We start from the raw sequence: 14,506 nt of genomic DNA on the forward strand, positions 1-14,506 counted from the left end.
AATAAACGATGCCCTAATTCAAGTGTACTCTATCTTAATTTATCAACAACATTAACAATTGCCGCTAAAGTATCTTGACCAAATTGATATGAGCGACGATCTGACCAGCCATAATCTGGATCAGGTAAATCATCGTTATCTTTAAATGGCATTTCTACGGTGTAAGCAAGCGCATTGAACTCTTGTGCAACAGCAGCTGATCCTACCGTTAAGTTTGCCTGTCCAGGCTCATCTTTCGGGTAGCCGTGCACATCTTGAAACTCAGGTGTCACAACAAGCAATGCCGCTTTAAAGCTATCTTCTAAATCTTTTAAGCGTGCATCGTACGCTGGAATACCTTCGCTTCCTGCAACAAAGTTATACGGTATTGCTTCATCACCATGAATATCTAAATGCATGTCTAAGCCGGTCTCGCGCATTTTATTAAGCACTAAATACACCTCAGGGCTATTTTCCATGCTTGGTGTTTGCCATTCACGGTTTAAGTTAACGCCTTTGGCATTAGTGCGCAAATGACCGCGTGCGCTTCCGTCTGGGTTCATGTTTGGTACGATGTAAAAAACCGCTTTTGATAACAATGCAGCTGCATGTGGGTCTTCATCATCTAATAACTTATGTAAAATCCCTTCTACAAACCATTCGGCCATTGTTTCGCCTGGGTGTTGACGTGCAGTGATCCAAATCGTTTTTTTGTTTTCGTCACTCTCCCCACCAATGCGCAAGACACTCATGTCACGGCCATCCAGTGTTTCGCCTAATGTTTCCAGCTGACATGCTTCTTGACTTTGCGCCCACGAAAGTAAATCTAAATGACGCTCGTAGCTATATGGTGCAAAGTAAGCAAAGTAGACGCTGCCACACTCAGGTTCAATTTCAAAAGATAATGTGCCATCAGCATAACTTGAAGGTACACGAAACCATGTTTGGCGATCGTACGATGCAACAGCTTGGTAACCATCCCAACCATCTGGGTAAGCTGAGTTTTCTAAATTATTAATATGCAGTTTATGGCTTTGAAAAGGCGTTGTCTCAAGACGGAAATGGAACCACTGAAAAAAATCAGATTGATGATCTTTATTGATCTCAAGTTGAATATTAAGTGGATCGGTCGCGGCAATGACCTTGATATTACCACTGTCAAAATTACTGGTGATTTTCATTTAAATAAACCTATAGATTAAAAAATTAATTCCTAACAAATAATGCGTTAGATTAGAAATTCAACAACGCCTTCATGTTAAAGACGCTTTGTTATTAAAATGTAGCAAACTAGATACAGCCTACCACATGGCTTTGGTTTTGAAAAAACATTCATGACTAAAAAAGCCAGCAAATGCTGGCTCAATATGAATTAACGACTGTAATTACTTAACGTGGCAAACTTGGGAATGAAACCTCTGCCATATCACGCATACAACGTACAACTTGGCAGCTATAACCAAACTCATTATCGTACCAAACGTAAAGTACAATACGGTTGTCATCAACGATTGTTGCTGTTGAATCTACAACACCGGCATAACGACTACCTACTAAGTCGGTAGATACAATTTCAGTAGACGCTGTGTAATCAATTTGATCGCGTAAATCTGAATGAAGCGCAGCATGGCGTAAGAACGAGTTTAACTCTTCAACCGTGGTGCTGGTCGCTAGGTTTAAGTTCAAAATAGCTAATGATACGTTTGGTGTAGGAACACGGATTGCATTACCTGTTAACTTGCCTTCTAGCTCCGGTAGTGCTTTTGAAACGGCTTTTGCTGCGCCAGTCTCAGTAATTACCATATTAAGCGCTGCGGCACGACCACGGCGGTCTGCTTTATGATAGTTATCTATTAAGTTTTGGTCATTGGTGTACGAGTGTACAGTTTCAACATGACCATTGTTGATACCAAACTTATCGTTTAACGCTTTTAACGTTGGTGTAATTGCATTGGTTGTACAGCTGGCCGCACACACAATTTTATCTTCAGGTAGAATATCTTGGTTATTAACACCGTATACGATGTTTTTGATATTACCTTTAGCTGGTGCTGTTAATAATACTTTTGTAGCGCCTTTACACTCTAAATGTTGACCAAGGCCTGCTTCATCTTTCCAGATACCCGTATTATCAACGATAAGTGCGTTATCAATGCCGTACGCAGTATAATCAACTTCACTTGGTGAGTTAGCATAGATAACTTGAATGTAGCTACCATTTGCTTTAATTGCATTGCGTTCTTTATCAATGGTAATCGAACCATTAAAAGGACCATGAATTGAATCACGACGCAATAAGCTTGCACGCTTTTCAAGGTCGCCATCTTTACCGCCACGCACAACAATTGCACGTAAACGTAAATCAGCGTAAGGACCTGATTTCTCAATTAGTAAACGAGCGAGTAAACGACCGATACGACCAAAACCGTATAAAACAACATCACGCGGCTCTTTTGCTTGTGAGTTGATGATTTCAGCAAGTTCATCATTTAAGTATTCTTCAACTGAACGACCTTTAGCTGCATCATTATATAAATAACCGTATGCAAGTTTACCGATATCGATACGCGCTGAGTTTAAATCCATTTTAGCGATAGCTTCAAGAAACGGAAAGCTTTCACGTAAACGTAGTTTAGTGCCTTCAAACTGGGCAACAGTTTTGTGAGATTTAATAATCTCAATAGTACTGGCATTTACGAGAGGACGGCCATATACAGCGATTTCAATACCGCGATTACGGTAAAGCTTACCAATGATAGGTTGCATGCTTTCAGCATAATCTTGGCGTTCTTGCCAACTATTTGTGTATTCTAACTCGTGAGATGAGGTCATTTTATTTACCTAATTAAACAATTTTTGAACGGATAGCCATAAGGATATATTGAGCTTTGAGAGCAATGCATCCTATTGGGCACAGGTATTCTAATTTAAACTAACTTTATTCTCCACTGTTAGAGATCAATTCATTACGCTAGAATCATATTAGAGATGATGTAGAGGCTAAAAAATGTTACTAAGAGCAAGCATATTACTAAGTTTATTGGCGTTAACAGGCTGTGAAGAACCATTAACACTTGCCCAAGTGTGTAAAGATACTCCTGGGCTATGTAATGATTTAAATAAAGATAGTCATTGTAAAGAACAGCGAGCAGATGTGATTATGGCGCGCTACCATGAATACAAAGAACCCACTGATGAAAATAAATACGCGTTATTAAAAGGGTTTGAAAAATACGAACAATGTGTGTCGTTAGCCGCAAAAATTGAACATATTAAACTAAAAGAAAAAACCACTTCCCGAGTGGAAGGCCACTTAACCAGTATTAAAGAAATAACGCGAATTTTTCAAGATACCAAAAATACCAATCACCCAGGGTTACTTTATTATCATTGGTCTCGCAATAATGATCAATCAGCATTAACAAAGTTATTAACCATCGAAGATCAACCCAGTGTGACTGAAGATGCTGAGATGCAGTTTTTTTTAGCAACGTATTATATTAAATTTGATGAAGAAAAAACGATTGATCTGCTCTACAAGACCCTAGAGCTTAATAAGCCCGATCAAATTCCCAACCCTGAAATTTACACAACGCTTGTAAGTTTATTCAATAAACATGAAAAATTTAAGCACGCTTATACGTTTGCTAAAATTGCTCAGCTTTCTGGGATAACAAATATTGATATAATGTCAATTGAGCATCAGCTTACAGCATCAGGGAAAAGTGTAAATAGTCTAGACTCTTTAGCGGAGCAAACTTTTGAGAGTATTCAGACTGGACAGTTTGTATCACCACGTGATTTTTGAATCGTACTTTAATCAATTTATAATATAAATTAAGACAAAAGAAAAAGGCAGCTTGCGCTGCCTTTTTTAATCTATTTGCCCGTGCCAACTTCAACACGGGTTTTGAGCTTTTGACCCGGTCGGAAAGTCACAACTCGTCGCGCCGAAATAGGAATGTCTTCCCCTGTTTTCGGGTTACGGCCAGGCCTTTCTTTCTTGTCACGAAGATCAAAGTTACCAAATCCAGAGAGCTTAACCTGCTCGCCTTTTTCAAGCGCTGAGCGGATTTCTTCAAAAAACGCTTCAACTAAATCTTTGGCATCCTTTTTATTGATCCCCAATTTTTCAAATAGGTGTTCAGCTATGTCGGCTTTAGTAAGCGCCATATCTAGTCCCTCAACGATGCATTAAACTGTTCGGCCAGTGCGGCCACCACGTTATCAACTACTAGATTGATATCTTTCTCTTCGAGTGTTCTATCAACCGCTTGCAGTGTTAGAGCAATCGCCAAACTCTTGTAATTTGGCTCAATACCTTTGCCCTTATACACATCGAATAAGTTTAGGTCAACCAATTGATTTCCGCCAACTTTTTCTATCACTGATAAAATGTCGCCAGATTTCACCTGATCTTCCACTAAAATAGCGATGTCGCGGCGGTTTGAAGGGAACTTAGATACCCCTACTGCCTCTGGTAAATTTCTTTTCTCAATGGCTGACATTTCTATTTCAAACACATAAGTCGCATTATTAATATCTAACGATTTTTGTACTTGCGGATGAACTGCACCAAAGAAACCAACCTTTTTACCGTCAACATAAATCACTGCAGATTGACCAGGATGTAAGCCATCCGATTGCTCAGCTTTGATTTCAAAACGTGTTATATCATTAGTTAATGAAAGTAATGCTTCAACGTCACCTTTTAGGTCATAAAAATCAACAGTGCGTTTTTCTTCAACCCAATGTTCACCATGAGCAAGGCCGGTAATCGCACCACCGATAACTGCTACTTGGTTTACGCCATTCTCTGCATTTTCGTCACGTAAAAATTTAAGACCATGCTCAAATAAACGAATACGCGGTTGCTGACGGTTTTGGTTATACATGATTGACGCAAGTAAACCTGGCATCAGACTGACACGCATTGCCGACATTTCTATCGAAATTGGGTGTGGTAAAATAAGCGCGTCGCTGTCTGGGTGTAAAATAGCTTGTGCTTTAGGGTCAACAAAGCTGTAAGTAATGGCTTCTTGATAACCTCGAGTCACTAAAGTATTGCGAAATTTATTAACCGCAATAGTTGCCTCGTTATGAGTCGTCATTTTTAGTTTAGCCGTTGGCGCAACATTTGGAATACTGTTGTAACCATATACACGGGCAACTTCTTCGATTAAGTCTTCTTCAATGCGAATATCAAAACGATAACTTGGTACATCTGCACTCCAGCTTTCATTTTCAACTTTTACATCTAGACCTAAACGAGTAAGAATATCCGTTACCTTGGCGTCTTCAATGTGGTGGCCAATAACACGGTCTAAACGCGCTCGGCGAAGACGAACTTCTGTCACTTTAGGTAGTTTATCTGCAGCTACCGCTTCCACGACAGGACCAGCTTCACCACCGACAATCTCAAGTAACAACGCAGTTGCACGTTCCATTGCATCATGTTGTAGCGCAAAATCAACTCCACGTTCATAACGATGCGATGCATCTGTGTGTAAACCGTAACTACGGGCTTGCCCAGCTATTGCAACAGGATTAAAAAATGCGCTTTCTAATAAGATATCAGACGTTTTATCTGTCACGCCAGATTGCTCGCCACCAAAAATACCCGCAATTGCCAATGCTTTGTTATGATCGGCAATAACTAATGTTGATTCGTTTAGTTTAGCGGTATTACCATCTAATAAAACGAGCTCTTCACCTGCATTAGCGCTGCGTACTTTGATACCGCCTTCAATAGCGCTCAAATCAAACGCATGCATTGGGTGACCAAGTTCAAGTAACACATAGTTAGTTACATCAACTACGGGGTCGATTGAACGTACGCCACTGCGACGAAGCTTTTCAACCATCCACAGCGGTGTTTCTGCGTCTAGGTTAATGTCTTTGATCACACGGCCTAAATAACGTGGACATGCTTCTTCGTTTACTAGCTCAATTGATATTTTGTCATCAATTGTTGGCGTCACTGCTGGAATTTCTAACGCTTTGACGTCGATGCTATTAAGTACGCCTACTTCACGCGCAATACCTTTAATGCCTAAGCAATCACCACGGTTAGGCGTTAAATCAACATCAATGATGTTATCATCAAGGCTTAAGTATTCTCGTAAATCGGTGCCAATAGGCGCATCACTTGGTAATTCCATGATGCCATCGCCTTCCTCGCTAATCCCTAACTCAACGAACGCACACAGCATACCGTGAGAAGGTTGACCACGAAGCTTGGCTTTTTTAATTTTAAAATCACCTGGTAAAACAGCATCTACCATCGCAACCGCAACTTTAATACCTAAGCGGCAGTTTGGCGCGCCACATACAATATCTAGTAGCTCATCACCACCGACATTGATTTTTGTTACGCGTAGTTTATCTGCATCTGGGTGCTGGCCACATTCAACCACTTCACCAACAACAACACCGGTAAACTGCGCTGCTGCAGGTTCTACGCCATCTACTTCAAGGCCGGCCATCGATAACTGTTCCGAAAGAGCCTGCGTGTCAATTGCAGGGTTAACCCACTCTCTTAACCACTTTTCACTAAATTTCATGTTATATTTTCACTCTTAACGGAACTGATTAAGGAATTTTAAATCGTTTTCGAAAAACGCACGTAAATCGTTTACACCATAGCGCAGCATGGTTAAGCGTTCAACGCCCATACCGAAGGCAAAACCTGTGTATTTTTCTGGGTCAATGCCCACAGATTTAAGTACATTAGGGTGAACCATTCCGCAACCTAGTACTTCTAACCATTTACCGTCTTTGCCCATTACGTCTACTTCAGCTGAAGGTTCTGTGAATGGGAAAAATGAAGGTCGAAAACGAATTTCCATGTCTTCTTCAAAGAAGTTACGTAAGAAATCGTGCAAAATGCCTTTAAGCTCTGTGAAGCTTACATCTGAATCAACCATTAGGCCTTCAACCTGATGGAACATAGGCGTGTGGGTTTGATCGTAATCATTACGATATACACGCCCTGGTGAAATAATACGAAGCGGCGGTTGCTCTGTTTCCATAGTGCGGATTTGCACACCACTGGTTTGCGTACGTAAAACTAATTTTGGATTAAAGTAAAAGGTATCGTGATCCGCACGCGCTGGGTGATGCTCTGGAATATTTAGCGCGTCAAAGTTATGAAAATCATCTTCAACTTCAGGGCCTGATTTAACTTCAAAACCAAGCTCACCAAAAAAGCTCTCAATGCGTTCAATTGTACGAGTTACTGGGTGTAATCCACCTGTTGGCATTACACGCCCCGGTAAAGTTACGTCAATTGTTTCAGCGGCTAGTTTTTCTTCAAGTGCTTTACTTGCAAGTAACTCGCGCTTTTCGTTAATCGCAACTTGTACGTCTTGTTTGGCTTGATTAATTACTTGGCCCGCTTCTTTACGTTCTTCAGGAGCAATTTTACCAAGGGTTTTTAATAAGTTCGTGATTTCGCCTTTTTTACCAAGGTAATTAACCCTGATGTCTTCAAGCTGCGCTATTTCATTGGCACTGGCGACCGCCTCAAGTGCTTGCGCTAATATATTTTCTAAGTTCATTCGATACCTGATCTTTCACAGAGGTGATTGCTTTAGAGCGTGCTGACTTTTCGAGATTAATTTTTCAGCTGAGTCTTTGATTTTTAGTTAAGGCAGAGCACATGTCGTGTAGTTTCCTACAAAATAGTGCAATAACATTGCAAAAAAACCAAACATACGCTGCCCGTCGGGTTCTGCCTAAAGGCGTTTTTTTACTGTTACTCAAACTTTACATAGAATTACTATGTTGCAGTCCTCGCATCGCAATTAAAACGCCTCTAGGTTGAACAAATTTCAATCCTGAAAGGTAAACACGCTCTGGTAATAGCTAATGATAACTGAAAGCAAGGACTAGATTCTAGACCTTAAACCAATCTTATTGAATTCTTTCCCATTCTGCATAAGCAAAATGGGAACTTAGGCTGTTTTGCAGGAAAATTTAGAGATGTAGCGTGGATTTAATGAAAGGTATGGTCAATTTTCGTTGTGCGGCCATCGATGCATGATCGAGTTTATCAAGTACATCAAGTAGTGCGCGCATATCACGACTTAAGCGTGTTAATAAAAATCGCGCACATTCATCGCTCAATTCTAACCCCCGCATATTCGCGCGTTTAACTAAGGCTTCTGCTTTATCATCATCACTCATGGAGCGAATTTGAAAAGTCGTGCCCCATTTTAGCCGCGACTCAAGATCAGGTAAGCTGATATTGAGCATATCAGGTAACAAGTCCGCAGTAACGACCAAACATTTACCTGGCTCATTAAAACGATTGAAAAAATTAAATAGCGCTTTTTCCCACGCATCGTTTCCTGCTACTAGATGTACATCATCAATACATAGTACATCAAGTGCATCTAAGCCATCGAGTACCATAGGCCCAAAATCAATTACTTCTCGCATCGATAGTAACATGGTTGATAAGCCATGTTCTTGTGCATGAATACACGTTGCATACAACAAATGTGATTTACCCGAATCTCCTAAACCACATAAATATGTATATTGGAAGGTAGTTGCTAAACTCTTAAACGCATTTTTTAAATGGCTCACTTCAAGGGAGTTTTCACCACCAAAATATGATGCAAACGTTTCATCATCCGGCAATGTAACCGGCAAGGCCATTTGCACTGGCTCCATTGCCTGCATTATAAGCCAATCCATTGATATTCTAAATTATCTTTAACAACAGAATAAAATGTACGAGGGTCGACAAATGCTTCAAAAGCGCGATCAAGTTTCAGCGCTTTTTGTAAATCGCTCATATTGCCTGTATGGCTGATCGTAAAGTGAACAGCATCAGGTGTTCGAGCGCTAATTGTCACTTGCGTAACAACACTTAAACTTTGTAATCTACGTTTAGCAAGCTCAATATCAACAAAGCTATTTGCACCTTTTAATTCGAATGCAGCTTGAGTTACTTGTCCAAGTAAGTTTGGGTCCACTGCATATTCATCGGCTAAGCCTGCAACTAAGCTATCAATCATTAGAGCGATTGTTTGTTGCTTATCACCTGTTAGTCTATTTTCTTCAAAAAGTTCATCATTGGTAAAACGCCAATCTAGAACCCAACTTTCGCTGTCAAGTTGCTTGTATAACCGTGCTGTGATGCTTCGCTCAGCACTATATCGACTTGATGCTTGCTCCACAGGCTCTGAGAAATTTCCCCATACTTCAGGTATACCAACCAATGCACGATCTTGTAAATCAAGTAATGGTACTACAACGGGTAAACCTCGGCGAGATGCTGTGCTATAGATTAATTTTTCTAACTGCGGATAGCTTTCTTGTGTAACAAGTTCTCGACGCCAGTTATCTTCTATCGCAAGCCAAATAGCAATCAGTGGACGACGAGTTCCCCATAACGGTAAATCAAGCTCTTTAACAAGTGCATTAATTTTATTTGCTTCAAACTTAACAACTAAATTGAGCTCACCGTCTGCTTTTTCATCGTATTCAAATTTAAGCATGTACTCTGAAATGTCTTTGCTACGTTGCTGCGCGAGTGGGTTTTGATCAGCTTGAGGGTCACCACTGACTTTCACTAATACATTAAGTAACGCTTTACGACTGGCGCTTAACCTCGCATCGCGAGATTTATCAGTGACTTTTAGCACATCTTGATATAGATCAGTGACTTCAACTGCAGTCGCTGTAAAACACAAAAAAATAGAGGCAATGGCAATTAGTAATCTAGACACAGGTGATTGGTTCTTTGATTTAAACTTTTTTGATCCTAAATCAAAGCACCCAACAAAGCAAAAATATATTTTAAAATACAATATTATAAATACGTTACTACCAAGCTTTACTATTGTCTTAATCAAAGAATAGGTAGTTAAAATAGCGTGGTTAACCTAACAACTAACTGGTATTGTTTGCGTAAATATATTCTACAAGTAGTTAACATGTTTGATTTTGCTATTCTCGCTGTTTTTATTCCCACCTTCTTCTTTGTCTCTATCACGCCAGGTATGTGCATGACTTTAGCAATGACACTCGGAATGAGTATTGGCGTACGCAAAACAATGTGGATGATGTATGGTGAGGTTTTAGGTGTCGCACTTGTCGCCGTGGCTGCAGTCTTGGGGGTCGCGAGCATTATGCTTAACTACCCTAATATATTCGCTATTTTGAAGTGGATTGGTGGTGCTTACCTAATCTATATCGGTATTAGCATGTGGCTTGCAAAAGCTAAACTTACTGTAGATGATGAAAAGCGTGCCCAAGCAAGCCATAAAGCCCTATTCATGCAAGGTTTTATAACTGCCATAGCAAACCCTAAAGGCTGGGCTTTTATGATTTCTCTGCTTCCTCCTTTTATAAGCATCAACAAGGCGATAGCACCTCAACTATGTATTCTCGTTGCTGTCATTATGGTCAGCGAGTTTATTTGTATGATTGCCTATGCAAGTGGCGGTAAAAGTTTACGCCTATTTTTAAATACAGGCGATAATATAAAATGGATGAATGCAATAGCTGGTAGTTTAATGATTGGCGTAGGAATTTGGCTAGCTCTTGGCTAATTAAGTAAATTGGCCAGCTGAATGTTTGCCGCATAAAGCAAAATTATAATTATCTTACTCCCCCCAAAATTATAATGCAGGATCTCTTGCTATATCCGTTATTGATAAACCCAATACTTAATCACTATAAAAAAGAATTTAATCCGAAAATGTTTACTTTTTCGCACTTTATGTTAAAAAGTAACAGTTGCACTTTAAATAACTGTTACTTTTTATGCTTTATTAAAAATAATAGGTTATTAGAAGTAGCGAATGAATTTGGCATATTGGGCCGTAATGTCGATAATAAAATAGCTTTGTAAGTCCTTTGTCTGAACAAGGCTACACTGGTTATAAAAAGCAAAAAAGAGATAAAACCATGTCTAAAATAGTCATCAACAGTAATAATAAACATACAAAACGTACTTCACTTAGCCTAGCGGTTTCATGTGCGATCCTCGGGTTGTGCCCACTATTAGTTTTGGGTCAAACAGCGCCACAAAATGACAGCGATGTCATCACAGAGAAAAAGCAGGACTCTATCGAAGTAATTGAAGTATCTGGGATCCGAGGAAGCATATTTAGCGCTCAAAATTTAAAACGCTATGCTGATACAGTAAAAGATGTCATAACAGCATCAGATATTGGTGCCCTCCCCGATAAATCAGTTACCGAAGCTCTGCAACGTGTGCCGGGTGTAACAATCGAAAGGTTCGCTTCTTCAGATGATCCTAAACACTATGCAGATGAAGGGACTAGTGTACTTATACGCGGGCTGGATCGCGTTCGTTCAGAAGTTAACGGCCGTGATGCATTTAGTGCAAACCCTTCTGGTGGTTTAAGTTATGAAGACTTTCCTGCGGAACTACTAGGTGCGATAGAAGTAGTTAAAAATCAAACGGCTGATCTTATATCCGGTGGTGTTGCAGGTACTGTAAACCTCATTACTCGTAAACCATTTGATTCTACAGAACAATTAATATCTTTTAATGCAAAAGCAAACTACAGCGACTTCCGTGATGAAACTACTCCTTCATTCTCCGCATTGTTTTCTGATAACTGGGAAACAGATATGGGTAAATTTGGTTTTTTAATTGCAGGATCAAAATCTGAATATAAAACCCGAGGTGATGGTGTAGGTATAGGAAACTTCCATTCTCGTGGCGATTCATTTTTACCAACAACCGATCAGTGGGGTGGAATTACAGGCGTTGATCCTAGCTCACCTGTAGATGGTCCGGCCTTACCAGGCCAACCAGAAGGCAGTGTCTGGCATGTGCCAGCAGCAATACATATGAGTACAGCGACCAACGACCGTAAACGAACAGGTTTCACATCATCCCTGCAATGGGCAAGTAGTGATGACACTGTTGTGGTTACACTAGAACACATCAATTCAAAAGCATCACTTGAGTGGAATGAACGTCAAATAGGTCAAGCAGCACAAGGCTTTAAAAGCTTTATGGGATCATCACAAAACTGGATGGACGATGCAGCTAGTGGCCATCCTTTAATAACTGATAATGGATTCGTAACCTCAGGTATCGCACTGGGTGTCAGCCCTGAGACTCCCTTTTTCTATCGCAGTCGTTGGAATCAAAACGAAAACACAGTGAAGGATACCTCATTCAATCTAACGATAAAGCCCATTGACCGTTTAACCGTTGAATTTGACTATCAGCATATAAGTTCAGAAAAATTTTTAAATAATTATAGTATGTCTGGTCAGACACGCGGCAACCATGTTCATGTAGTATCCCCATACTTTCTCGATATGAGAGGCTCTCGACCAACAGTAGAGTTTTTAAGCGATAATATTATGACCGCTGGCTGGTCACCTAACGAAGATTGGAATGGACCCGTACCTAATTTATTCTTAGGCAGTGGTATGGAGCAAAAAGAACACAATACTGCAAAAGCTGATAGTTTTAAATTAGATCTGAATTATGAGCTTGATGGCGTATTTACCAATATTAAAGCAGGTTTATATCTTTCAGACAAAGACCTAACAGTACGAGACACCGCCTACGAGGGTTGGTCTGCCATTGGTACTCCTTGGATCCAAGATGATAGAAATGCTGCATCAGCTATAAATAGACCAGAACTATTTGAACGTGTTGATTTTTCTGATTACTATAATGGTCAAGTGTTACAAGGCGATGTAAATAACTTCTTATTTCCACGCATGGAGTTAGTCAAAAACTACGCAAACTCATTACGTCAAGGTTGTAAAGATGGGTGGCACAACGCAACAAATAGCGCCGCTAATAATGGCGTTTGTAGTGGTACTTACGTTCCTTATACAGACAAGCCAAATCGGGTCGAAGGCCCATATGCAGCACATAACATTAGTTCAACAAATGAAAAGCGTAACGAACTTTACGTGCGCGGTGATTTTGATTTTATTGCACAAGATATACCAATTGTAGGTAACATTGGTTTACGCTACGTCAATTATCAATTGGAATCCACAGGAGCATTTGTACAGCCTGCAACTATCAAACGCGGCGATCCAGGAACATCTCTTAATGCTGTTATGCAACAGCCTGAATATAAACGTTACTATGATATTGCTACAGGTGAGTCTCAGTTAAGTACCGTTGAAGGTACTGATTACAGCACTATTTTACCTAGCCTGAATATAAGCTTTGGTGTCTCTGAAGATGTCGTTGTTCGTTTCGGCGCTTCAAAAGCGCTATTTTACCCAAGCTTAGTTGATGCCCGTAATATTAGCATTCTCAATCTAGACTATACTCGTCGTTTACAAACCCCTGGCGCGGACTCTGATGAAATAAACAACCCCGTTGTTGGACTTGATAATATAGAACTCACCGCACTATCAGGCAATCCAAACTTAGAGCCTGAAACATCTATTAATACTGATCTAACCACAGAATGGTACTTCGCACCTGCTGGTTATATCACTGTGGGCTTATTTTATAAGAAATTAGATAATATTATTCGTAATAAATCATTTGATCTTGATGTTAATTTTAATGGTGAGGAGTACGATGTATCTGCGTATGGGCCAGACAATACAGGATCAGGCACAATCCGTGGAGCTGAGTTTTCATACTCTCAATTCTATGACATGTTACCAGGCGCATTCAGTGGTTTAGGCTTACAATTTAACTACACTTATATCGATCAAAATGGTTTAGAAGATCCTAATAATATTTCAGAAGGTACTTTAGGTTTTGATGAAAACGGTAATCCAATTGCAGATACTAGAAACACCTTTCGTGTATTTAGTGGTTTACCATTACAGGGTTACTCAGATCAAAACATGAATATTATTGGTATGTATGAGTACGAAAATATTTCATTCCGCCTTGCTTATACTTGGCGCTCTGAGTATTTACTTACTTTACGTGAGTCAGAAGAATATGTTCCAGCTTATGCTGAGGCATCTGGCATGATGGATGCCAGCTTCTACTACACGATTAATGATCACTGGAAAGTTGGTATTGAAGCAAGTAACTTGCTTGAAACTGAAACCAAAACTCAATACCAGATGGATCAAGCCGGAACAAGAACGCAAGCATTAAACTTCACGACTGATCGACGCTTTGCGCTTAGCGTACGAGCAACATTCTAAAATAAACACCTTGGATGTAATACCAATCGACTTAAATATTTAACCACCCTAGCGAGTTAAATAAAGCGCTAACTGGGTTATAGCGTGATTTAATTCGTTAAATTGTTCAAATATTTATGCAGGTTGGTATTACACACACTATTTGAGTTCACTCAGTACGATGTAGGTCGTGATTTATCGCGACAACCGATATATGGGGGTGTTTCGTTTTCAGGTGAACGCCTGAGCGACACTGGCCACCTTGCACCTTGCTCGCTGTTTCACTTTCCTGCAGACGTAAAAAAGCCCGACTCTATGAGTCGGGCTTTCTTTATTTGGAGCCTGGCGATGACCTACTTTCACATAACAAATGCTACACTATCATCGGCGCTGTTTCGTTTCACTA

General features: G+C 40.1%; 10 protein-coding genes. 3 read left to right on the plus strand and 7 right to left on the minus strand.

Translation table 11 applies throughout. The features are described 5' to 3' along the window. Positions 1-29: 29 nt before the first annotated feature. Both HJP15_RS20620 and HJP15_RS20625 read right to left on the minus strand, forming a co-directional pair. Positions 30-1,160 (minus strand): M14 family metallopeptidase, encoded by a 1,131-nt coding sequence (locus HJP15_RS20620; protein WP_169328415.1) that lies wholly within the window; start codon positions 1,158-1,160, stop codon positions 30-32. 208 nt (positions 1,161-1,368) lie between these two features. Continuing rightward, positions 1,369-2,811, minus strand: coding sequence for a glyceraldehyde-3-phosphate dehydrogenase (locus HJP15_RS20625; RefSeq protein ID WP_054206785.1), 1,443 nt, complete (start codon positions 2,809-2,811; stop codon positions 1,369-1,371). A 175-nt stretch (positions 2,812-2,986) separates the two neighbouring features. Here HJP15_RS20625 and HJP15_RS20630 point away from each other — a divergent pair, with 175 nt between their 5' ends. Continuing rightward, positions 2,987-3,787, plus strand: a complete 801-nt coding sequence (locus tag HJP15_RS20630; RefSeq protein WP_170174543.1) for a DUF2989 domain-containing protein — start codon at positions 2,987-2,989, stop codon at positions 3,785-3,787. Between the two features lie 71 nt (positions 3,788-3,858). Here HJP15_RS20630 and ihfA read toward each other — a convergent pair whose 3' ends face one another. From ihfA to HJP15_RS20655, 5 genes are all read right to left on the minus strand, one after another. Next, on the minus strand, positions 3,859-4,152 hold the full coding sequence (ihfA, locus tag HJP15_RS20635; protein WP_054206787.1) for an integration host factor subunit alpha: 294 nt from the start codon (positions 4,150-4,152) through the stop codon (positions 3,859-3,861). A 2-nt stretch (positions 4,153-4,154) separates the two neighbouring features. After that, positions 4,155-6,542: a phenylalanine--tRNA ligase subunit beta gene (gene pheT, locus HJP15_RS20640; protein WP_170174544.1), complete on the minus strand. Its 2,388-nt coding sequence runs from the start codon at positions 6,540-6,542 to the stop codon at positions 4,155-4,157. A gap of 15 nt (positions 6,543-6,557) precedes the next feature. Further along, on the minus strand, positions 6,558-7,538 hold the full coding sequence (gene pheS, locus HJP15_RS20645) for a phenylalanine--tRNA ligase subunit alpha (protein WP_170174545.1): 981 nt from the start codon (positions 7,536-7,538) through the stop codon (positions 6,558-6,560). A 418-nt stretch (positions 7,539-7,956) separates the two neighbouring features. Continuing rightward, positions 7,957-8,667 (minus strand): DnaA inactivator Hda, encoded by a 711-nt coding sequence (hda, locus tag HJP15_RS20650; protein ID WP_170174547.1) that lies wholly within the window; start codon positions 8,665-8,667, stop codon positions 7,957-7,959. Then, on the minus strand, positions 8,667-9,719 hold the full coding sequence (locus tag HJP15_RS20655) for a DUF2066 domain-containing protein (protein WP_054206790.1): 1,053 nt from the start codon (positions 9,717-9,719) through the stop codon (positions 8,667-8,669). The genes hda and HJP15_RS20655 overlap by 1 nt, the downstream gene beginning before the upstream one ends. Before the next feature lie 207 nt (positions 9,720-9,926). Here HJP15_RS20655 and HJP15_RS20660 point away from each other — a divergent pair, with 207 nt between their 5' ends. Together HJP15_RS20660 and HJP15_RS20665 are read left to right on the plus strand one after the other, a co-directional pair. Next, complete coding sequence (locus HJP15_RS20660; RefSeq protein ID WP_054455994.1) at positions 9,927-10,544, plus strand: LysE family translocator; 618 nt, start codon at positions 9,927-9,929, stop codon at positions 10,542-10,544. A 358-nt stretch (positions 10,545-10,902) separates the two neighbouring features. Then, positions 10,903-14,121, plus strand: a complete 3,219-nt coding sequence (locus HJP15_RS20665; RefSeq protein WP_170174546.1) for a TonB-dependent receptor — start codon at positions 10,903-10,905, stop codon at positions 14,119-14,121. The last annotated feature ends 385 nt before the right edge of the window (positions 14,122-14,506 follow it).

Source organism: Pseudoalteromonas sp. NEC-BIFX-2020_002, assembly GCF_013002825.1.
Taxonomy (GTDB): domain Bacteria; phylum Pseudomonadota; class Gammaproteobacteria; order Enterobacterales; family Alteromonadaceae; genus Pseudoalteromonas; species Pseudoalteromonas neustonica.